This is a genomic window from Streptomyces sp. NPDC050636 (genome assembly GCF_040654775.1).
In the GTDB taxonomy this organism is placed as follows: domain Bacteria; phylum Actinomycetota; class Actinomycetes; order Streptomycetales; family Streptomycetaceae; genus Streptomyces.
The window spans coordinates 1-19,695 of record NZ_JBFAIP010000083.1 but is presented as its reverse complement, the minus strand read 5'-3'; the positions used below and the strand labels follow the sequence as shown (position 1 = coordinate 19,695).

Below are 19,695 nucleotides of genomic sequence, written 5' to 3'. Positions count from 1 at the left end.
GGCTACCACCGGGTCTTTTCGCCGAAGAAGTCTTCGATGGCGACCGCTTCGCCGGATTCCTGGGCGGTGCGGTAGACGTGCATACCCACGGCGAGGTCGAGGACGCCCAGACCGAACGGGGAGAAGATCACCGGCTTGTCGGAACTCACCTCGATCGCGCCGCGGATGACCTCGGCGAGGGTGCCGTCGATGAAGTCACGGTGCCCGTACTTCTGTTCCGCCAGGTGCGGGGAGGTGTTCGCCGTCATGCAGTGGCCGACGTCGTCGAGGATGTTCTGCGCGCCCGCGATGATCTCGGGTCCGATGTCGCGCAGCGACACGTTCAGCACCACCTGCCCCGGGCCGAACGTCGCCGCGTCGAGGATGTAGGGCTCACCCGCTGTGGTGGCCAGCACCACCACATCAGCACCGGCGAGGGCCGTGGCCAGGTCAGCCTCGAAACGGGCGGTGTAGCCAAGCTCGCCGGCTGCATAACCGGTGAACTTCTCCCCGTACTCGGGCATCTGGTCGTGGACGACCAGTTCATCGATGGTCCACTTCTGGGCGGAGAAGAACTCCAGGATGTTCCGGGCGATGATGCCCGCGCCGACGATCGTCATCCGCCGGGCGGTGCGCCCGCCACTGAGCTGTTCGGCTCCCAGCACCGCGGAGGCCGCGGTACGCGCCGCGGATATCTGGGACGCCTCCAGGCAGGCGAACGGGTAGCCGGTGGCGTAGTCGTTGAGCAACAGCGCCGCCGAAGCACGCGGAATGCCGGACTTGATGTTGGCGGGGAAACTGGAAATCCACTTGATCCCCGCTACGTCGTGATTACCTCCGAGGTAGGCGGGCAGCGCGATGATGCGCGAGTCGGGCTTTTCGGGGAACCGCAGGAAGTAGCTGTTGGGGTTGACCGAGTGACCGGCCTGATGGGTGAGGTAGGTGTCGTGGACTTCGGCCACGATCTGCTGGCGAGTGCGCCCGATGATGTCGCGGGCCGTCTTGCCCCCGATGACACTGAATTCGAACATGTCTCTTCTCCTTGCGCTCAGGCGGCCAGGTGGCCGCTGATGTCCTTGGGGTGGTCGGGGAAGTGCGTCCAGACCCACACGTCGTCATAGATGGTGTTGAGATACCGTTCGCCGGTATCGGGGGCGATCGCCACTACGCGCGCCCCTGCCGGAAGGTCGGCTCCCTTGCCGGCGACGGCCGCCAGCACGGACCCGGTCGACCCGCCCAGCGCGATACCACGCCGGGTGGCCAGGCGCCGGCACATGGCGATGGCGTCGGTCTCAGGAACCAGCAGCACCTCATCGGGACTCTCTGGCCGGCAGATCTCCGGCCGGCGGCTGGTCCCCAGACCGGGGATGTACCGCTTGCCGGAGGGGTGCCCGAAGGTGACGGACCCGACGGTGTCGACAGCGATGATCCGTGTCTGCGGGGAGTGTTCACGGAAGTAGTCGATGCAGCCCATCAGCGTGCCCGTGGTACCGGCGCCGACGAACAGATAGTCGACGTCCAGACCCTGCTTGACGATCGAGGCCGCCGTGCGGCCGTAATGAGCGCGCGGATTGGCCGGGTTGGCGTACTGGTTCGTCCACACCAGCGACGGGTCTTCCGTCAACCGGTCGCGGATGTGATCGATTCGCGTCTGCAGGAATCCGCCATTGGCATCGCGCTCGGAGACCATGGTCACGTCCGCACCGAAAGCCTTCATCAACGCAGCACTCTGCTGTGAGGTGTTCGGATCGGTCACGCAGGTGAAGCGGTAGCCACGTGCTGCACACACCGACGCCAGGGCAATGCCCAGATTGCCGGAAGAGGACTCGATCACATGCCCACCGGGCCGGAGCAGTCCACGGTCCTCGGCGTCCTCGATCAGCCCGACCGCCGCTTTGGCCTTGATGGAGCCGGCCGGGTTCAACCCCTCCAGCTTGAGGACGAGATTGACGCCCGGGATGAAACCATCCAGGTCCAGAAAGACATCGTCCAGAATCAGGTCATGGCTGTGCCTGTAAAGCATCGAAGTAATTCCCCCGGAGTTTGGGGGGTGGGTCTCAGATTGCCATGTGGTCGAACCCGTCCCCCTGTGAACGACTTGCAGCAGGACCATTGCACGTACCTACGACAAACGATCAACGCACTTGGGCACACTTGGTCAGGTTCTGGAGGGCCGCCATCCACCCCGATGCGCCTGCCTGTTGCCCTCCGGGCCGGCGCGACGACATCCCTCCGCGCCAGACAGTCCGGCATCCGGACTCCGTACTAGAAATACCGATATCCGGACAGTGCAGGCCATCTAGCCCGCAGGCGCCGACAGGCCAATGCGAGGGGCCCGACAAAGGCTACCCCTTTCAACATTCAACGTTCTCGGACTCTGAGATGACCTTTACGTCCAACCGCCCACGTGCCACGGTGTTCGCGTCGTACCGGGTGAAGCGGCGCACGGGGTGGAGAGACTCCTGTACGTAAGTGGAGAGACTCCTGCACGCAAAGCGTGTTCCAACGGCACACGCGCAAGGACCCGCAACGGTCCGGGGCAGACCGGCCCGGTAGTCTGTGTCGGCCCTCCCCCCGGAGGGGCGCGAACAGCCCTGCCGAAAGGGAAGGGACAGCCGAGACTTCTCACGGCTCGGGCTGGTACGCGCTGACAACTCACCAGCGACAGCTACGGATTGACACGGGGACCGGACCATCTGACATGACCATCACCGACACACGCAGAGACACCCCGATTTACGAAGACCTCGTCGCAAAGCACGGCGACGTACTCGCGGAAGCCCGCCGAGCCGCAGAGCACACGCAACGCGAGGCGTCCCAGGCACTCGACTGGAGCGACTTGAGGTAGCGGCGGATCATGCGGCCCTGCTCCAAGCACCGTCTGCGCCCGCCGCCAGGTCACCACCGACCCGCCGCCCCTGCGGATGATCCGCAGTGAGGGAGTCGGTAGACGGACACGTGCGAGCGCGACTCGGCGGTGAATTCGGTTCCATGCCAGTCGGCTTGCCTGGACTCGAGCTCAAATCCGGCCAACTGGGCCATGAGATCGAGCTCGGCCGGCCAGATGTAGCGGTGCGGGCTGCGAAACACCCGTGCCTGTCTTCCGTCGTCGAACCAGAAGTGATGGGAGACGACTTGTTGGCGCAGGACGTCGTAGGTGTCCAGGCCGATGTAGTCGGCCTCGGATTGCCAGACCACGGCCTGCTGACCGGGTGGAAGTTTCCGCACCTCGGGAACCCATAGCTCGATGGCGAACCGTCCCCCCGCTGCGAGGTGGCGAGCAGCGTTGCGGAAGCACGCGACCTGCTCGGCCTGGGTGAGCAGGTTGGAGATCGTGTTGTAGACGAGGTAGACGAGCTGGAACGTGCCGGGGGCGCCGGCAGTCGCCATGTCGCCGACGACGACCGGGATCGTCGCGTCATCCGCCTTGGTGCGCAGTAGGTCGATCATCGGCTGCGACATCTCGATGCCGGTGACCGGCACTCCTCGCTGCGTGAGCGGGACAGCCACGCGCCCGGTTCCGATGGCGAACTCAAGCGCGCGTCCGCCATCTGCGAGTTCGGCGAGACGGTCCACAGTCGGTTCCAGAACCTCTGGCGCGAACATGCCGGTGCCGGGCGTGTCATAGCTCTGGGCGGCTTCCACGTCCCAGATCTCGTCCTGTCGCATACCGTCCACGATTCCCGGAGCGAGCAGCGATGTCGACAGATTTTGGTGCCGCACCGAGCCGGTGAGGGGTCAGCCGAGTATGCCGCGGTCGTAACCTGCTGCGACGGCGGCCGCGCGGTCGTTGACGCCCAACTTCGCATACAGGTGGGTGAGATGGGTCTTGACCGTTGCCTCACTGATGAAGAGCAGACGGGCGATCTCACGGTTCGTGGTGCCTTTGGCGACGAGGGCGAGGACCTCGCGCTCACGGGCGCTGAGCGGTGTCTCGGTGGTCAGCGGTGTACGGACCCGGGAGACCAGGCGCGATGCGACAGCCGGGGAGAGGACCGTGCGTCCTTCGGCGGCCGCGCGGACCGCCGTGAAGAGCTCGTCGCGCGGAGCGTCCTTGAGCAGATAGCCGGTCGCGCCCGCTTCGATCGCAGGCAGCGTGTCCGAGTCCGTGTCGTACGTGGTGAGGACGAGGATCCTGCTGCGGGCACCCCGGCGGGTCAGTTCGGTGATGGCGTCCACTCCGCCGCCGCCCGGCATCCGCAGATCCATCAAGACGACGTCCGGGTCGAGTCGGGCGGTGAGGGCGACGGCCTGGACGCCGTTGGACGCCTCGCCGAGCACATCGAACTCGGGGGACGCGTCGAACATCCCACGCAGTCCGTCACGTACGACCGGATGGTCGTCGACAACGAGAAGGGTGATCGTCCGTTCAGGCATGGCGCACCAAGGGTACGCGAGCCGACACAGCCGTGCCCTGCCCTGGTTCGGACTCGATGTCGACGGTCCCCGCAAGACGTTCGGTACGGGCGCGCAGGCCGCCGAGGCCGAAGCCGCCGGACACGGTGCGCGGCGGCAGGGCGGCCCGGTCGAAGCCGCATCCGTCGTCGCGTACGTCCAAGGTGACCTCGCCGTCCATGTACGACAGGGTGACGCCGACGCGGGTGGCGCGGGCGTGCCGGGCGGCGTTGGTGAGGGCCTCCTGTGCGATGCGCAGCAGGGTCGCCTCGATCTCGTCGTGCAGCGGTTCCACCATGCCCGTGACGGTGAACTCGGCCCGTACGCCCTCCTGTACGCCCCATTCGGCGACGGTCTTCTTCATGGCCTCGTGCAACGCGTCGTGCGCCAGCTCGGCGGGGCTCAGGTTGTGCACCGAGCGGCGGGCCTCGCCCAGGCTCTGGCGGGCCAGGGCCTGGGCGCGGGCGAGGTGTTCGCGGGCGGCCTCCGGGTCCTCGGCGGCGGTGACCGCCTGGAGCTGGGTGATGATCCCGGCGAGGCCTTGCGCGATGGTGTCGTGGATCTCGGCGGCGAGCCTGCGCCGCTCGTCGTTCACGCCGGCTTCCCTTGCCTGGACGAGGAGTTGGGCATGCAGGCCGGCGTTCTCAGCGAGGGCCTGCTCCAAGCGGGCGTTGGCGCGCTCCAGCTCGGCGATGGTGGCGGCCTTGGCCGCCGCCTCTTCCGCCTCCTTCGCACCGAGGTGGCCGAAGATCAGACCGAGCCCGGTGTTCACTGCGTACAGTGCGCCGAAGACGAGCCACTGCGTCGCCGATACCGGCGGCAGTCCGCCGGACTGCGAGCCCGCCATCGTTACGGCGGTCGCGAACAGCCCTGGCCTGACCCAGCGTCCGGTCAGCAGCTTCTGCGCGTCGAAGTAGCCGATCAGCGCGTAGATCGCGAAGAACGGGTTCAGCCAGGTGAGGACGAAGGCCAGCACGGTACGTACGACGTAGTAGGCGCGCGCCGCCGGTGCCGGCTCCGGCTGCCGGGACCGCGTCCAACCCCACCACAGTTGCAGCGCGACGGCGGCCACGAGCAGCGCCCCAGCCACGTAGATTTCGACGACCGACATGAAGATGCTCGTGGTGGCCGCGGACATCACGATGCTGAGGGCCAGCAGGCCGTACGGGCCCCAGTGGAAGAACCTCTCCCACCTCTCGGCGGTGCTGAGTGCGCGGGCCCGCTCGGTCGTCATGGCGTACAGCATGCCGCGTCCTACTCCCAGCGGAACCAGCGGACGGCGATGCCGATCAGCAGAGCCGCCCACAGGCCGGTCACTCCCAGGTGAGACCAGTCCGGCCAGTCGCCTGCGGTGGCCTGGTCGAGGGCCTGGGACGCGGCACCGAAAGGTGTGAGCTCGACGATGCTCCGCAGCATGTCCGGCATGGTCTGCACGGGGGCCCAGACGCCCGCGGTGAACATGGCCGGGAAGAACACGATCGTGCCGATCGTCTGCGCGATCTTCGTCGTACGGGAGAAGGCAGAGATGGTGGCGCCGAGCGCGAGTCCGGCAAGCACGGTGAGGACGAGCGCGAGCAGATATCCGACGGGCTGCTGCGGGAGCGCGACGCCGAAGGCGAGCCGGCCGACGGCCATGGCGAGCACGACCGAGACCAGGACCGCCGCTCCGTGCAGCGCGACCTGCGCCGTGAGCAGCGACTGCGGGCGCACCGGTGTGGTGGACAAGCGGCGCAGGATGCCGCGCTCGCGGTAGCCGGTGAGGACGGTCGGCAGGGCCTGCACGCCCGCCACGACCGAGGACAGCAGCACGGCCACGGGAACGTACAGATCGATCACCCGGCGTCCGCCGAGGGTTTCGTCGGCCTCCTGGAAGGCCGGGATCAGCCCGAGGATGGTGAGCAGCAGGGCAGGGAAGATGATGATCCAGAAGAGGGCGGCGGGCTCGCGACGGAACAGCCTCGCCTCGGACGTCAGTACGGCGATGGAGGCGCTGGTGGCGTTGGGGGCGTGGGAAGCGGTGGGAACTGCCATGTCAGGCCTCCTGTGCTGCGGTCGCGGTGGCGGCTGTGGTGAGGTCGAGGAAGGCGTCGTCCAACGTGGCGTCCACAACGCGGAGTTGACCTGCGGTGACGCGGTGTCGGGCGAGCAGCGAGAGCACCGCGTCGACGGTCTCGTCAGTGCCGGTGATCTCAATACGGTCACCCTTGAGCGTCAGCGAGCCGACGGCGGGGAGCGTCGCGAGCTCACGCTCGTCGAGCGGCAGCGAGGGCGTGAAGGAGATGACGGTCGAGGCGGCCGAGCGGCCGATGAGGCTCGCCGGGGTGTCGAGCGCGGCGAGGCGTCCCTTGTCGATGACCGCGATCCGGCCGCAGAGGCGCTGTGCCTCCTCCATGAAGTGCGTCACGAGCAGGACGGTGACGCCTGAGTCCCGTACGTCCTCAATCAGCTGCCAGGTGTCGCGGCGGGCGCGTGGGTCGAGCCCGGTGGTGAGCTCGTCGAGCACCACGACCCGGGGGTTGCCGACGAGCGCGAGCGCGATGAACAGGCGCTGCTTCTGACCGCCGCTCAGCTTGGCGAAGCGGGTGCCGAGCTTGTCGATGAGCCCGAGCCGTTCGGCGAGCGGCCGCCAATCGGCGGGACGCGGGAAGAAGGCGCTGTGCAGCTCCAGGGCCTCCCGAACGGTGATCTTCGGCTGCAACTCGCTCTCCTGGAGCTGGGCACCGAGGAGCCGGGTGACGCGGTCGTGGTCGGCGACGGGATCGAGCCCGGCGACCCGGACGGTCCCGGCGTCAGGGACCCTGAGGCCCTCCACGCACTCGACCGTGGTGGTCTTGCCGGCACCGTTGGGACCGAGGACCCCGAAGATCTCGCCCTCCTCGACGGCGAAGCTGATTCCGTCGACGACGGGCTTGCCCCTGTAGGCCTTGAGCAGGCCGTTCACTTCGATGATTGGCATGCGTCGAGGATCTCGGGCGGCGAGGTGCCGGACATCGCCCATCGAGCTCGAAGGCGCATCAACCGATCGGTTGATGGCGGGGTACACCCGCTTGCAGGCCGGCGTCGGGGGCCTGGCCGTCGATACAAGTGGCGGACGCCCGCCCGACGCCGTCGGCTACTGGCGGGTCAGGGAGCGGGTGATGCCCGCCGCGATCGTGGTGGCCAGCGTCCAGCCCGTGACGACCAGCAGGTACGAGAGCCACTGGTACCAGCCCTGCGGTGCGAAGGCCCCCTCCTGCCCGAAACCGATGATCGGCATCAGTAGATCGAGGGTGTAGAAGAAGGGGTTGAAGTCGGGGGCCTCGTCGGTTTTCAGAGGGCGCGGATGGTGCAGCGCGAAGGCGAGGGCGCCGGTGAGCAGCAGGGCCAGCAGCCAGCCGGCGGCGCGCATCGGGCGGAAGCCGTAGCCGACGGTGGCGTCCTGGAGGTGGCCCCAGACCCTGGCGTACCAGGGCAGCGTGCGGCGGTGGCGGCGGAGTTTGGCGAGTTGGACGGCGCGGGCGGCGGCCTCGTCGCCCGCCGTGCGGTACGCGGCGGCGAGCTGCGCGTACGAGTACGACACATAACCGGCGCGTTCGCGTTCCAGCACCGGGAGCCGTTCCTCGGCAGGCAAATGCGGGAGCAGTGAGCCGTAGGTGAGGCGGTCGAGCTTGACCTCGTCCGGCCAGACCTCCGGTGGGATGTACAGGACGTCGAACTGGGCGCGGCGCAGATTGACCGTGCCTAAGACGGGCTGCGCCTGTCGCAGCCACATCTCGCCCGCGATGCAGCTGCTGACGCGCAGTGCGACGCCGCCCGGGTTGGCGAGGGCGGCGTAGGCGAGGTTGAGCTGGCCGCCGATCCTGGAACCGCGCAGGTCGACCCTGCCGTTGGCGCGCAGCCGCATCGCGTGCACGTCGGTGCCGACGCTGAGGGTCTCGGCCTGCAGCGCGTGGCCGTCAGGGGCGTTGAGCTGCGCGTCGTTGAGAGTGATCTGTCCGCCGACGGTGGCTCCGTTGAGCCGGATCTGGCCGTGGGCGACCAGGTCGGGGGCCCAGATGTCGGTGCCGATATCGGCGTGGTTGAGCTGGAGAACCGGTTCGTCGGGCGGCTCCGTGGCGGCCGGATCGCCGAAGTGGGCCCCGTTGGCGAAGAACGCACCGGATATCTGCGCCCCGGCCAGTCGCACCGGACCCTTGATACGGCAACAGGTGATGCGTAGCACTCCGTCGACGTGGAGGTGTCCGGCCGTGAGGCCCGGTAGGACCGAGTCGTTCAGGGCCAGGACGGAGAGCTGTGCTCCGTACAGCTCCGGGGCCTTCTCGAAGTGGCAGGACCGTAGTCGTACCGGGTGCTCGACCTTGCCGTACTTGAGGTTCAGCTCCCCGGTGATGCGGGCGCCCCACAGCTTCAGTCCCGCTATCTCGCCGTCCCGTGACGGTCCGTTGAGCAGCAGCGCCCGGAGCACCGCGGCGCGCACGGTCCGCTCGGGACCCCAGGCGGCGCCGGTGGCGGGGTCGTCGGCGGCGTTCTCCCGGAAGTCGACGCCCTGGCCGAGGGGAAAGGCCTGCCAGACACGGCGTTCCGCTGGGGTGAGTTCGGTGATCTCCACCGGCCGGATGCTTTCGCGCGGGTGTTCACACTGTCAAGAAACGTGGGGTTGGGCCGGCCGGGCAAGAGCAGGCAGGAGTCTGCCCGTCAGAACGTGGTGTCCCCGACGGGCCCGCCGGTGATCGGGCTCAGCTCTGCACCCGGTGCCGCACCGTAGAGCCCAACCGGTCCTTGACGACCTCCAGTTGGGCCGGGATACGCGCCCTGAGGTCCGCGACATGGCTGACGATGCCGACGCTGCGGTCGCGTTCGCGGAGGGAGTCGAGGACGTCGAGGACCTCGTCGAGGGTCTGTTCGTCGAGGCTGCCGAAGCCCTCGTCGATGAAGAGGGTGCCGCAGGTACGAATCCCGCCGGGTAGCACCATGCCTGACCAGGAAATACGAGGCAAGAAAGCCCCCTCGGAGTGATCTCCGAGGGGGCTTGTTGATGCTCCGGGGGACAAACGGGGGACAAAGCGGCTACGCAGCGTCCGGCGCCCCGCCCCGGGGGACGGAACTCAGCAGCCGCAGGTGACGCTTCTTCTTGGCGGACGCGTGAGCCGTGGGGGCAAGGTCTTGCGGCTTCTCTTCTTCCGTGCGGGCGGCGGGCACGGCTGCACCAGCGGAGGAGGCGGTGGTGCTGGTATTGGCAGGGGGCGTGGCTGTGGTCGGTGCACTCTCTTCGGCGGCAGGTTCTTGGTGCTCGGCGGGCTTGTCGATGCCGTTGCGGCGCGGCACGAGGTCCACGGGGGCGTTGGCTTCGGCTTGTTCGAACTGCGGCAGGAGGCTGGTGTAGGTGTCGGCAGTCAGCTGGTAGCTGCTGTGGCCGAGCAGTGCCTGAATGGCCTTCATAGACAGGCCGGCGGCCAGGCTGAGGGATGCGGCGCAGTGTCGCAGGTCGTGCAGGCGGATCGGTGGCAGGCCGGTGCGCTTGATGAATCGGTCGAATGCTTGGGAGACGTGCTTGGGATGGTGGGGGCGGCCGTCGGGTTGGGTGAAGGTGTAGCCGGAGTCAACGTAGGGCCCGTACTTGTCGGGGGCGTTGCGGTGCTTCTTCTCCCATTCGGTGCGCTGTGTTTTCTGGACGTCGCGCCAGGCTGTGAGCAGGGAGAAGGTGGCGTGGTCGAGGGTGATGGCGCGGCGGCCGCTGCGGCTCTTGGGAGTGTCTTCCCACACGGTGTGGGAGGAGTCGACGACGAGTTGTTCGGTGACGTGGGCGATGCCCTTGGTCATGTCGAGTTCGGCCCAGGGCAGGCCGGTGGCTTCGCCTCGGCGTAGTGCCCGGTAGACCATCAGGTGCCACATGACGTACAGAGGGTGGCCGACGGCTGTGTCGAGGAACTGCCCGGTTTGTTCGGGCGTCCACACCATGACGGGGCCCGGCTTCTCGCCAGTTTCGCGCCAGCGGGCTACGCGCTCGTCGGTCCATACGAGCGCCTCGGGCCGCTCGTATTTGGGCAGGACGACGAGCTTGGCCCAGTTCTCGGTGATCAGTTTCTCGGAAACGGCGTCCCCGAGTGCGGCGGACAGGCAGTCGAGGTACTTCTTCTGTGAGCCGGGGCCGGTGTCCTGGCGGGGCTTGGCGAGGGCTTCTTTGCGGGCCTCGCAGGCTTGACGCCATGCCTCGCGCAGCTCCGGGGGACGGGGCTTGGGGGCCTGCCTCCAGGCATGGTGGGCAGCTTCGCATTCAAGGCTGGCCAGCTCTGCAGCCTCCCGGTTAGCTTTCTTGACCTTGTTGAAGTCCCATATCTGCTGGAACACCTCCTGGATGTGACGGTCACGGAGTTCACGCACCGCGAGATGGCCGAGGGCCGGCTTGAAGACGCGGTCGATGATGTCGCGGTAGTCGGTGCGAGTTCTGCGCTTGAGGTCGACGCGTTTGCCGTGCCAGCGGTCGAGGTATTGGGCGACCGTCTCCTTGGTATCGACGTCGATGCCGCCCTGGGCCTCGTCCCACAGCTTCTGCGCTTCCTTCTTGGCCTCCCTCTGGGTCAGGAAGCCGCCCTTGCGGGGGCGTCGGCGCTGGCCTCCGGGGCCGTCGGGGAGTTTGACGTAGTAGTACCAGGTGCCGTGGTCGCGTCTTTTCAGTAGGGGGCAGGCAGAGCCGAGTTCACGTGTCTTCGGTTGGCCGTTCGTGTCGAGGATCGGCTGGCCATTGTCGTCAAGCTTGGGTTCGGTGCACTTGCATCGTTTGTAGGTGCTGCCGTCGAACACGTGGGATACCCCCTGAATGTGCCGGGTTCTTCCTTACATGCCCTGATCTTTCTGTAGCGAAGGTGACGCCCCCTTGGGCGCCGTAGGCTTCCGGTCAGGTGGCGCGGGGAAGAGGGATGTGACCACCTTTGTCCTCATCTTCATCTGCCGCTGAGCCGCGCGGTCCGATGACCATGGAGGAGCTGTTGTCGCTGCCTCCCGTGGTGAGCGTGCAGACGGCCGCTCGGGCTTTCCGGATCGGCGCGGACAAGGCGTATGAGTTGATCAAGAGCGAGGAGTTTCCCGCTCGGACGATCCCTCTGGGGCAGACGAGCAAGGTGGTGACGACTTCGCTGTGGGAGGTCCTGGGGGTGCACCCCTGTCGCTGTAGTACGCCACGGCCTGTTTGATTGGTGGCCTGCTGCCCTGCGGGGTGGTAGGCCGCTTTGTTTTCACAGGTCATGAGCATGAGGAAACCTTGACTTCATTGACACGATTCACGCATGAGCGGTTGTAGTGACCTCCGCCACAATCGGGCACTTGATCGCGAGACTTTGACCTAGATGACCTGCGGAAACGTGCCTTTCTCGCGTGGCGAGAGGGGCGATCCGAGGTAGCCGGATACGCGTCCCAAGTACATTGGCCTATTACGGAGCTAAGTGGCCGCTAAGTGGCAGGTGGCCGCGCTCCCGAACGGATGGAGACTCATGGCACGGCTGTCTGGCTACGCCAGCGTCGGGGTGCTGAACCCCGAGGAGGCCGCGGGACACCGCAAGGCCGTCTCGATGCTGCTCGCGAGGACCACGTCGCGGGCCGGGGCGGTGCGCTGGCTCAACAGCAACGGCTACCGCACGACACTGGGCAACGAGTGGCGTACGGAGACGTTCGTGCGCACCGTGAGCAACCCCCGCATGGCCGGCCTCGACCCGGATGGGAACCCCCTCGAAGGCTACGAGGAAACGGTCTTGACCGTGGACGAGTACAACCAGCTGATGGCCTTGTTCGCGGAACTTAGCGGCGACCAGTCCGAAGCACGCGAAGCCTACGAGTATCTGCTGACCAGTGGCCTGTCTGAGTGTGGGCAATGCCAGCACGCGATGACAGGCGCTCGGGTCGGCGGCGACCTTGGCCCCTCGTACCGATGCCCTGCCCCCGTCGACGGCCGCCCCTCGTGCGGCCGTGTCCGTATGAACGCCGACCGGCTCGAAGACACCGTGGCCGAACACGTCCTCGCCGATCTCCTGCGAGCTGGCGCCCAAGAGCGTCTGATGCAGGTCCTCGAAGATGTGAACGCTGAGATCGTCCGCCTCCGCGAGCATGTTGCGACCGCGGATCGGCGGTTCACGGAATTGGGCGAGCTGCATGGCCGGGGCCTGCTGGTGAAGTCCGCCTTCCTCGCCGCGCAGAAGGCCACCAAGCAGGACCTCAAGGACACCCGGACCCGCCTGCGGTTCCTGGAGCAGATCGCGGACGTGCCGATCGCCGATGTCACCGACTTCACCACGTGGTGGATGACGGCCCCCCGGCAGTGGCAGCGCGCGCTGATCGCCCTTGAGGTGCAGAAGGTACGCGTCCTACCGTCTGGCGGCGGACGGCACGCCGACCCCAGCGAACGCATCCGGATCGACTGGCGCACCCCCGCCAACTAACCCTTCCCTACTGTGAGCCCCGCGCGACGGGGCTCACAGTCATGCCCGCAACTCACCAGGCGCCGCTTACACGACCGCCTGCACCACAGAACGGATCTCGTCTTGACCCCGCCTTCCCTGCGCCCGCTCTCATCGACCACATGGGCGTGGGTGCACGACAGCACCGCCTGGGGATACAGCAACTGCGGCCTTATCGCCTCGAATGGCCAAGCACTCCTGGTAGACACACAGTTCACGCTGCCCGCCACCCGCACGCTGCTCGATGCGATCCACACAGCAGTGCCTGGAGTCGAGATCACCACGGTGGTCAACAGCCACGCCAACGGTGACCACACGTGGGGCAACCAGCTCGTCGCCGGCGCCGACATCATCAGCTCTGCGGCGTCCGCCGAGCACCTGTGCCACGAGATGGGCCCGGAGCAGCTGGCCGCACTGTGCAAAGACGAGCCCTCCACGCCCGTAACGGCTTACGCCGCCCGGCACTTCGGTGTTTTCAGCTTCGACGGCGTCATCGTTGTGCCGCCGACGTCGACGTTCACCGGAAGGAAGGAGGTCAACGTTGGCCGTGAGACCGTCGAGCTGATCGACCTCGGCCCAGGGCACAGCGCGGGCGACGTTGCCGTCCATGTACCGGACGATGGTGTGGTGTTCACCGGTGATGCAGTGTTCAACGGCGCACACATGGTGGTCTGGTCGGACTCGCTCAGCGCGTGCCTCACAGTGTGCGACACGCTTCTGGCCACCGGAGCAACAACGTTCGTGCCAGGTCACGGGCCAATCACCGACCGGGCGGGCGTCGTACAGATCCGCGACTCTCTCGCCCGAGTGCGGGAGGCGGCCACCGAATTCGCCGCAGCTGGTGTTGAGCTCGCCGACGCGGCCTGCCTGGTGATGGCGGGCCACGCCGGGAATCTGGCACACCCGGAGCGGCTGTACACGGCCGTGGCGGCGACCTACCGGGAGGCAGGGGTCGCGGGCGTGCCGTCGGGAACGTTCGCCCTGGTGGAGGGCATGGCTCAGGCAGCCATGGCGTGGTCGACGGGGACAACGAACATGAGTCGCTGAGTCTCGTCGCTGTGCGGCTTGTAGGCGCGGAAGACGACCTCGAACTCCTCGTTTCCGTGGCCGGGCAGGTACAGCCAACGTCGGTGTCCATCAGGGTGGGCGACGGAGGTCAGGTCGTCGTCGAGGAGGCGGGCGGCGACCCTGTCGCGTTCCCTGATTTCGGCGATGACCTGAGCCAGACGCTGGTTGCCGGGGTCTTGCCTGGCGCGCAAACGCAGTTGGGAGGCCATGGGCTTTGCCCATGTCTCTTCCCAGTCGATCAGCTGCAAGCGGGCTTCGGGGTAAGTCAGGGCCCAGATCATGATGTTGACGCCGTGCCGCATCCAAGGCCAGTCGTGCTCGCATGCTTCGTTGTAGAGCAGGACGTCCCAGCACCAGTCAGAGAGGTACGCGGCCCAGGGCTGTACGCGGATGAGCGCGGCCGTCGAGGGGTCGACGGCCGCGGTCGGACGCCAGATCATCGGGGGATCTTCGCCGCGGGTGTACAGATACAGGGTCATACGCTCGGCCTCGTTCAGTTCGAGGACCCGCACGATGTTCTCCAGCCACTGCTTCGACGGCTTGTCGACCCGGCCGGCTTCCAGTTTCTGATACCAGCCCGCGGTAACGCCGGTAAGCGGGCCCATCTCGGCCTGGAGGAGGCCGAGTTTGGTCCGCTCGCCGAAACGGGCGACGAAACCAGCGACCTGGTTGGGATCGCGTCGACCGCGCCATTTACGAAGGAACCGAGTTATCTGCACATCGCTCGCCATCGACGGTCTACGCCTCAATTGCTAGGTAAAGGTATAGGAAAGACTTAGGGGATCCTAAAGCCAATTTGATACAGACCGGACCATACGCCCCAGCTAACACGAGCGGCAAAAGCTGCCATAACCGGACGTAACGCCAAAGCAGGGATGCCTCCCGTACGGGCAGTACCGGTACTGGCAGTGCGGGGAAACTTTTCGGCCACTCAATCTCGTCGCGACGCTTGACCGACCGGTGCAAAAGTAGAGAAGCCGCCGGAGACGCCCAAGTACGGATGTTCCGGGCGGCTGCCCCTCGGCGGTGATATCCGCCGCCGAGGGCGAGCACACCAGCAACAACTCGAAAGGTGACCCAGATGGGCCGCAGCGTTTTCATTACCGGTGGCAACCGAGGCATCGGCCTCGCAATAGCCAAGGCCATGGCGGCCAATGGAGACGATGTCGCGGTCACCTATCGCTCGGGCGAGCCCCCAGAGGGGTTCCTCGCGGTGCAGTGCGACATCACGGACCCTGAGCAAGTCGAGATGGCGTTCAAGGAGATTGAGGAGAAGCAGGGCCCCGTCGAGGTCCTGGTGGCCAACGCGGGCATCACCCGCGACGGGCTGCTCATGCGGATGCCGGAGGAAGACTTCTCCGATGTCATCAACACGAACCTGACCGCGGCTTACCGGGTCGCCAAGCGCGCCAGCCGCGGCATGCTGCGGGCCCGCTCCGGCCGCCTGATCTTCATCTCCTCAGCTGTCGCGATGCTTGGCGAGAAGGGCCAGTCCAACTACGCGGCGGCCAAGTCCGGGCTGATTGGCTTCGCCCGCTCCTTGGCACGTGAGCTCGGCTCGCGTGGCATCACCTCCAATGTGGTCGCTCCCGGCTTGACTTCGACAGACATGACGACGGTCCTGCCACAGGAGCGCAGGGACGCGCTTCTCTCTCAGATCCCGCTGGGCGGGATCGCCCGCCCCGAGGACATCGCCGCTGCGGTGCGCTTCCTCGCCAGCGACGACGCGTCGTACATCACTGGCGCTGTCTTGCCCGTCGACGGCGGTGTGGGCATGGGGCATTGAGCCCTGCGCGCTCCAGACACTTCGCGTCGGCCGTGGAGCGCGGTCGCCGAGCCTGGAGTCTGCGGCCGCCGCAACGAGGAGCGCGCCGCTAGAGACACGGGACCACACAGGGACTGGTCCCGCTCTGACGAGGGAGCCAAGTGATCAATGCGCAGCGCATTGCGGCGCTCGCAAACCGGCCCAGGCAGGGGCAGCCGGGCGACGAGGAGTTGGACACCGTGGCGGCCGTTCGAACGCTGAGCTTCCTGCACGGTGAGGAGGATCGGCTGGCGATGCCGATCCGGTGGAGCGCGGCCGCATGCCGCGAGGAGGAAGCGCCGGAAGGTGCTGATGCGGGAGAGGTGTGCGCCCGCTGCCCGATCTTCAGCGCATGCTCGACAGCTTTGATGGCGGGCGCGCCCGTTGAGGTACGTCAGTGGCGCGACCGAGTGGACGGGGGTTGGGCGGTCGCCTACTGAAGGGGTAGGGCGAGCCTGTGGGGTGCCGGATGTCCGGTGCCCCACAGGCATCGCAATGCCGGAGTCAACCCAGCGGAGTCAGTTGTGACGGGCGAGCTTGACCGCGGAAACGAGCAGAACCACGGCCAGGACAGGGATGAGCACCGGATCCGGGATCACACCGAGCAGCAGCCCGCCCAGCACCGCACCAGCGATCGAGCCCCCGACCATGACCGAGGTGAAGCGTAGGTTGGCGCCCAGCACCGCGAAGCTGCCGTCACGGCTGTAGCGCGCGAAGGCCACCAGCATGGTCGGCAACGACACCAGCAGCGACAGGCTCCCCGCCGCCTTGATGTCCACTGCGAACAGCAGCACGATCGTCGGGATCAATAGCTCGCCCCCGGCTACGCCCATGATCGCGGCAACCACTCCGATACCGAAGCCGGCCACGACTCCGCAGGGCACCTGCGCCCACAGCGGCAGCGCGAGTGTCCCCAGGGTCGCGCTGTGGGTGGTCACCAACGCGGCCGCCATGAGCACCATCAGCGCGGCCAGCACCTTGTACAGGGTGGAGCTGCGCATCCGCACCGCCCAGGTGGCTCCGGCCCAGGCACCGAGCAGACTCCCGGCCAGCAGGTTGATCGCGATGGGCCAGTGCCCGGCGACCTCAGCGGCCGGAACCGCTGCCATACGAGCGGGCAGCGCGACCAAAACCACCACCAGGCTCATCGCCTTGTTCAGGATGACCGCCGAGAGCGCGGCGAACCCGAACAGTCCTATCAGCAGCGGCAGGCGGAACTCTGCGCCGCCCAAACCGATCATCCCGCCGAGAGCCCCGACGGCCGCTCCCGCGATGAACACCAAGGGGGCTGAATGCGTCGACCGCACACGCAGGAGGGCCTTGTCAGTGGTCATGGCGGGATCGTCCCTGGTGGCAGGCGCCACCCGCTAGGACATGGCCCCACCTTTGGGAGAAGGCACCAGGCACCCGCTCAAGATTCGTCGAGGCCCACCAAGACCCGCGTCAAGCCGACGCGGGCAGGGGCGGGGCAGCGGTGAAAAGGCGTTTGTCCCGCAGGATCCCCCACAGGACGTCGACTCTGCGCCTGGCCAGCGACAGGACGGCCTGGACGTGGATCAGCCCCTCTTTCCGCTTCTTACGGTAGTACTCCTGGGAGGGTCCTGGCAGCGTCATCGCCACGTGGGCTGACATGTAGAAGATCCGGGCGTGGTCGAGGTCACGCCGAGGGCGGAGTTCGGAAGTGGACAGCCTCACCAATCATAGTAGAATTTAGCTACAAGGTGAGGGGAGGAAACCTCATCAACTACCCCTTGGAGCAACCTCGATGCAGCGCGTCCTCAAGATGAGCCAGGTCCACCGCAACCCCCGTCAGCCGCGCGAGCACTTCGACCCGGCCGCACTGGAGGAGCTGAAGAACTCCATCAAGCAGTACGGGCTCATCCAGGCCATCGAGGTCCGCCCGGACAACGAACTCGGCGGGTACGAGATCGTCGCCGGCGAGCGCCGATACCGGGCGATGCAGCTGCTCGGCCGCACGAAGATCCGCGCCACCATCACCTCCGAGAAGGACGAACTGCAGCGGTTCAAGCGGTCGGTGAGCGAGAACGTCACCCGCGAGGACATGACACCCTTCGAGGAAGCCAACGCCTTCCAGCGCATCCTCGACGAGGAAGAGGGCGCGACCATCGAGTCCGTCGCCGCGGACTTCAGCAAGACCACCACCTACATCAAGCTGCGTCTGACGCTGCTCGACCTGCGGCCCGAGATCGCCCAGCAGGTCCAGGAGGGAAAGATCGGCACGCAGGCCGCCGTGCAGATCGCTGCACTCAACCACGCCAACCAGGGCAGCGTCCTGACGAAGTTCGTGCGCGGCGAGTTCGCATCCGACAACGAGATCGTGCACTTCGCCTACGCCATGAAGCAGCAGCAGGACCAGGCCGTGCTGATGATCGTCGAGGAGATGACCGAGGAGCAGCGCACCGAGCGAGCCGCGAACCAGAAGAAGACTCGCACCACGCTCGACAAAGTCGAGCAGGTCCGCGAGATGCTCGACGACATCGCCCGCACCGACCCGTTCAAGCTCGCCGAGGCCCTGGAAGGCCGGGTGAGCGCCCGCCTGGAGCAGCTGGATCGGGTCGCTGCCTCGCTGACGAAGGCGCGCTTCCAGCTCAAGCAGGCCAAGGCGCACGCCGAGGCGAAGGCGTTGGTGACAGTAAACCCGGAGGCCGTGACGCAGGGCGCGAACGCGGAGGAGCCGGTCGCGGCCTGACGGGCGCTGGGCGGGGCTGCACGGCCTCGCCCACCGCAACGGTGCATCACACCCCGGCACGACAGGAGCGAGAAATGACCCAGCACAGTAACCGACCCAAGTGGGCGGCCATGTCGAAGGCGGAGTTCAACGAGGGCGCCCCCAATACGCTGGCCGTGCCCTTCGGGCCGGTACGTATTGCGGCCACCCCGGATGCATTCGGAACGTCGGCACTCTTCGGAGAGGCGCCGCCGCCGGCAGCTCCCCATAGGCGGCAGGCGCCCGAGCCGGGCGACATCGAAGGACAGAACGAACTGTTCTGACCGGAAGGATCTCGCAGTGTCGATCTACCTGCCTGAGCCCGAACCTGAGCACCTGCGCTATGGACCCCTGGCGGTGGTCGAATCCTTCGACCTTCTCGGCGTTGCGGCACCCGAATGCATCGAGTGCGAAGGGAGCACGGTCGTCGCCTTCTGTCGCGGGCCGCATGAGGAAACTCGGGAGTGCGACCACTGCCGAGGCACCGGGCGGTACACCTCATGTCCCCGCTGCCTCGACGGAACCGACCCCGTCACAGCAGACACCTGCCAGACCTGCAACGGCTACGGCTCACTCCACTGAGCAAAAATAGGCCGCTACGCATAGAGGATATTGATCATGGATCTCGGTGACAGCCTTGCCCAGGAAGCCCTCACCACGGGATGCCGGGCAGCCCGATGCCCCGCACCGGACGGAAGCTTGCGCATCGCCATCACTCTGCCGGCCGGTGGCGTCCAGCATTTCGAACGCCCAGCCCACGGCGGCCCCGGAGACTGGCGCGCAACCCATCTTGAAACAGAGGGCGCGGGCTTCACCTTCAACGAGCCGGTCACCGCCAACTGGGGCCAGGGCCTCGACGTCATCGCCACCAGCTGACCCCAAGGAGGACAGCCATGGACTTCGCCGAAGGCATTCACGTCACCCCCTCCGCACCGATACCCGAAGGGCTGCTCAGGCCGTTCGGGACAGTGACCGGCGGCGGCATGGACCCGCTCACCGGCAAGCCCGTCGTCATGGTCAAGTGGCCCGACTCACCAAAGCCAGGGCACACGACCCGGACGAACTGGCCATTACTGACTGAGACCACAACCCAAATAGGCCGCTGCATAAAAACGTGCTAGGTTCTTGATCGTTGTCGAGCCCAGGCACGGCCGACCACACCCGACCTCCGGACGGGCAGCGACCCCCCGCGCCCCGCCCGCCCGGAACCTCGGGGACACGACATCAATGAGGGGCTGAACGCGCTCCGTTCGGAACTGGGTCAGGTCTCGGACTCGTTGGAAGCAGCGGCAGAC

At 66.9% G+C, this 19,695-nt stretch carries 19 protein-coding genes and 2 pseudogenes; 8 read left to right on the top strand and 13 right to left on the bottom strand.

Annotated elements, in window-relative coordinates:
* Window positions 1-2 precede the first annotated feature (2 nt).
* The 10 genes and pseudogenes from sbnB to AB0I10_RS33085 all read right to left on the bottom strand — a co-directional run bounded on the left by sbnB (window position 3) and on the right by AB0I10_RS33085 (window position 11,154).
* Window positions 3-1,010, bottom strand: a complete 1,008-nt coding sequence (sbnB, locus tag AB0I10_RS33130) for a 2,3-diaminopropionate biosynthesis protein SbnB (protein ID WP_363156382.1) — start codon at window positions 1,008-1,010, stop codon at window positions 3-5.
* Between the two features lie 17 nt (window positions 1,011-1,027).
* On the bottom strand, window positions 1,028-2,092 hold the full coding sequence (gene sbnA, locus AB0I10_RS33125) for a 2,3-diaminopropionate biosynthesis protein SbnA (protein ID WP_363156381.1): 1,065 nt from the start codon (window positions 2,090-2,092) through the stop codon (window positions 1,028-1,030).
* 785 nt (window positions 2,093-2,877) lie between these two features.
* On the bottom strand, window positions 2,878-3,648 hold the full coding sequence (locus AB0I10_RS33120; protein WP_363156380.1) for a class I SAM-dependent methyltransferase: 771 nt from the start codon (window positions 3,646-3,648) through the stop codon (window positions 2,878-2,880).
* A 69-nt stretch (window positions 3,649-3,717) separates the two neighbouring features.
* Window positions 3,718-4,356 (bottom strand): response regulator transcription factor, encoded by a 639-nt coding sequence (locus tag AB0I10_RS33115; protein WP_363156379.1) that lies wholly within the window; start codon window positions 4,354-4,356, stop codon window positions 3,718-3,720.
* A complete protein-coding gene (locus AB0I10_RS33110) occupies window positions 4,349-5,608 on the bottom strand; it encodes a sensor histidine kinase (RefSeq protein ID WP_363156378.1) in 1,260 nt (419 codons plus the stop codon). Before AB0I10_RS33110 ends, AB0I10_RS33115 begins: the two co-directional genes overlap by 8 nt.
* A gap of 20 nt (window positions 5,609-5,628) precedes the next feature.
* Window positions 5,629-6,405 carry an ABC transporter permease gene (locus tag AB0I10_RS33105; protein ID WP_363156377.1) on the bottom strand — a complete coding sequence of 259 codons (777 nt, stop codon included), beginning with the start codon at window positions 6,403-6,405 and terminating at the stop codon, window positions 5,629-5,631.
* A 1-nt stretch (window position 6,406) separates the two neighbouring features.
* Window positions 6,407-7,330, bottom strand: a complete 924-nt coding sequence (locus AB0I10_RS33100; RefSeq protein ID WP_363156376.1) for an ABC transporter ATP-binding protein — start codon at window positions 7,328-7,330, stop codon at window positions 6,407-6,409.
* A 156-nt stretch (window positions 7,331-7,486) separates the two neighbouring features.
* The gene (locus AB0I10_RS33095; protein ID WP_363156375.1) at window positions 7,487-8,962 is read right to left on the bottom strand and encodes a membrane-associated oxidoreductase; all 1,476 of its coding nucleotides are present in this window, start codon (window positions 8,960-8,962) and stop codon (window positions 7,487-7,489) included.
* 127 nt (window positions 8,963-9,089) lie between these two features.
* A pseudogene (locus AB0I10_RS33090) lies at window positions 9,090-9,293 on the bottom strand (hypothetical protein); the annotation flags it as partial.
* Window positions 9,294-9,420: 127 nt separating this feature from the next.
* Complete coding sequence (locus tag AB0I10_RS33085; protein WP_363156374.1) at window positions 9,421-11,154, bottom strand: tyrosine-type recombinase/integrase; 1,734 nt, start codon at window positions 11,152-11,154, stop codon at window positions 9,421-9,423.
* A 686-nt stretch (window positions 11,155-11,840) separates the two neighbouring features.
* On the opposite strand from AB0I10_RS33085, the gene AB0I10_RS33080 reads away from it, so the two are divergent.
* Complete coding sequence (locus AB0I10_RS33080) at window positions 11,841-12,782, top strand: recombinase zinc beta ribbon domain-containing protein (protein ID WP_363156373.1); 942 nt, start codon at window positions 11,841-11,843, stop codon at window positions 12,780-12,782.
* 102 nt (window positions 12,783-12,884) lie between these two features.
* A complete protein-coding gene (locus AB0I10_RS33075) occupies window positions 12,885-13,847 on the top strand; it encodes an MBL fold metallo-hydrolase (RefSeq protein WP_363156372.1) in 963 nt (320 codons plus the stop codon).
* On the opposite strand, the gene AB0I10_RS33070 is transcribed toward AB0I10_RS33075, so the two are convergent.
* Complete coding sequence (locus tag AB0I10_RS33070; protein ID WP_363156371.1) at window positions 13,799-14,599, bottom strand: helix-turn-helix domain-containing protein; 801 nt, start codon at window positions 14,597-14,599, stop codon at window positions 13,799-13,801. The genes AB0I10_RS33075 and AB0I10_RS33070 overlap by 49 nt on opposite strands.
* Window positions 14,600-14,949: 350 nt before the next feature.
* On the opposite strand from AB0I10_RS33070, the gene AB0I10_RS33065 reads away from it, so the two are divergent.
* On the top strand, window positions 14,950-15,654 hold the full coding sequence (locus AB0I10_RS33065) for a beta-ketoacyl-ACP reductase (protein ID WP_363156370.1): 705 nt from the start codon (window positions 14,950-14,952) through the stop codon (window positions 15,652-15,654).
* 140 nt (window positions 15,655-15,794) lie between these two features.
* Window positions 15,795-16,112: a hypothetical protein gene (locus AB0I10_RS33060; protein WP_363156369.1), complete on the top strand. Its 318-nt coding sequence runs from the start codon at window positions 15,795-15,797 to the stop codon at window positions 16,110-16,112.
* Between the two features lie 78 nt (window positions 16,113-16,190).
* Here the strand turns inward: AB0I10_RS33060 and AB0I10_RS33055 are convergent, their stop codons facing one another.
* Complete coding sequence (locus AB0I10_RS33055; protein ID WP_363156389.1) at window positions 16,191-16,952, bottom strand: sulfite exporter TauE/SafE family protein; 762 nt, start codon at window positions 16,950-16,952, stop codon at window positions 16,191-16,193.
* Window positions 16,953-17,115: 163 nt separating this feature from the next.
* Window positions 17,116-17,316 (bottom strand): annotated as a pseudogene (locus AB0I10_RS33050) (IS110 family transposase); the annotation flags it as partial.
* Between the two features lie 121 nt (window positions 17,317-17,437).
* On the opposite strand from AB0I10_RS33050, the gene AB0I10_RS33045 reads away from it, so the two are divergent.
* From AB0I10_RS33045 to AB0I10_RS33030, 4 genes are all read left to right on the top strand, one after another.
* Window positions 17,438-18,382 (top strand): ParB/RepB/Spo0J family partition protein, encoded by a 945-nt coding sequence (locus AB0I10_RS33045; RefSeq protein WP_363156368.1) that lies wholly within the window; start codon window positions 17,438-17,440, stop codon window positions 18,380-18,382.
* A 74-nt stretch (window positions 18,383-18,456) separates the two neighbouring features.
* Window positions 18,457-18,684 carry a hypothetical protein gene (locus AB0I10_RS33040; protein WP_363156367.1) on the top strand — a complete coding sequence of 76 codons (228 nt, stop codon included), beginning with the start codon at window positions 18,457-18,459 and terminating at the stop codon, window positions 18,682-18,684.
* A 334-nt stretch (window positions 18,685-19,018) separates the two neighbouring features.
* On the top strand, window positions 19,019-19,276 hold the full coding sequence (locus AB0I10_RS33035; protein WP_363156366.1) for a hypothetical protein: 258 nt from the start codon (window positions 19,019-19,021) through the stop codon (window positions 19,274-19,276).
* A gap of 17 nt (window positions 19,277-19,293) precedes the next feature.
* Window positions 19,294-19,521, top strand: coding sequence for a hypothetical protein (locus AB0I10_RS33030; RefSeq protein WP_363156365.1), 228 nt, complete (start codon window positions 19,294-19,296; stop codon window positions 19,519-19,521).
* Window positions 19,522-19,695 lie beyond the last annotated feature (174 nt).

Excerpts from the sequence above, each read along its gene's own strand:
- sbnB (WP_363156382.1), bottom strand. The coding sequence starts at position 1,010 with ATGTTCGAATTCAGTGTCATCGGGGGCAAGACGGCCCGCGACATCATC.
- sbnA (WP_363156381.1), bottom strand. The coding sequence starts at position 2,092 with ATGGTCCTGCTGCAAGTCGTTCACAGGGGGACGGGTTCGACCACATGG.
- AB0I10_RS33120 (WP_363156380.1), bottom strand. The coding sequence starts at position 3,648 with ATGCGACAGGACGAGATCTGGGACGTGGAAGCCGCCCAGAGCTATGAC.
- AB0I10_RS33115 (WP_363156379.1), bottom strand. The coding sequence starts at position 4,356 with ATGCCTGAACGGACGATCACCCTTCTCGTTGTCGACGACCATCCGGTC.
- AB0I10_RS33110 (WP_363156378.1), bottom strand. The coding sequence starts at position 5,608 with ATGACGACCGAGCGGGCCCGCGCACTCAGCACCGCCGAGAGGTGGGAG.
- AB0I10_RS33105 (WP_363156377.1), bottom strand. The coding sequence starts at position 6,405 with ATGGCAGTTCCCACCGCTTCCCACGCCCCCAACGCCACCAGCGCCTCC.
- AB0I10_RS33100 (WP_363156376.1), bottom strand. The coding sequence starts at position 7,330 with ATGCCAATCATCGAAGTGAACGGCCTGCTCAAGGCCTACAGGGGCAAG.
- AB0I10_RS33080 (WP_363156373.1), top strand. The coding sequence starts at position 11,841 with ATGGCACGGCTGTCTGGCTACGCCAGCGTCGGGGTGCTGAACCCCGAG.
- AB0I10_RS33070 (WP_363156371.1), bottom strand. The coding sequence starts at position 14,599 with ATGGCGAGCGATGTGCAGATAACTCGGTTCCTTCGTAAATGGCGCGGT.
- AB0I10_RS33065 (WP_363156370.1), top strand. The coding sequence starts at position 14,950 with ATGGGCCGCAGCGTTTTCATTACCGGTGGCAACCGAGGCATCGGCCTC.
- AB0I10_RS33045 (WP_363156368.1), top strand. The coding sequence starts at position 17,438 with ATGCAGCGCGTCCTCAAGATGAGCCAGGTCCACCGCAACCCCCGTCAG.
- AB0I10_RS33040 (WP_363156367.1), top strand. The coding sequence starts at position 18,457 with ATGACCCAGCACAGTAACCGACCCAAGTGGGCGGCCATGTCGAAGGCG.
- AB0I10_RS33035 (WP_363156366.1), top strand. The coding sequence starts at position 19,019 with ATGGATCTCGGTGACAGCCTTGCCCAGGAAGCCCTCACCACGGGATGC.
- AB0I10_RS33030 (WP_363156365.1), top strand. The coding sequence starts at position 19,294 with ATGGACTTCGCCGAAGGCATTCACGTCACCCCCTCCGCACCGATACCC.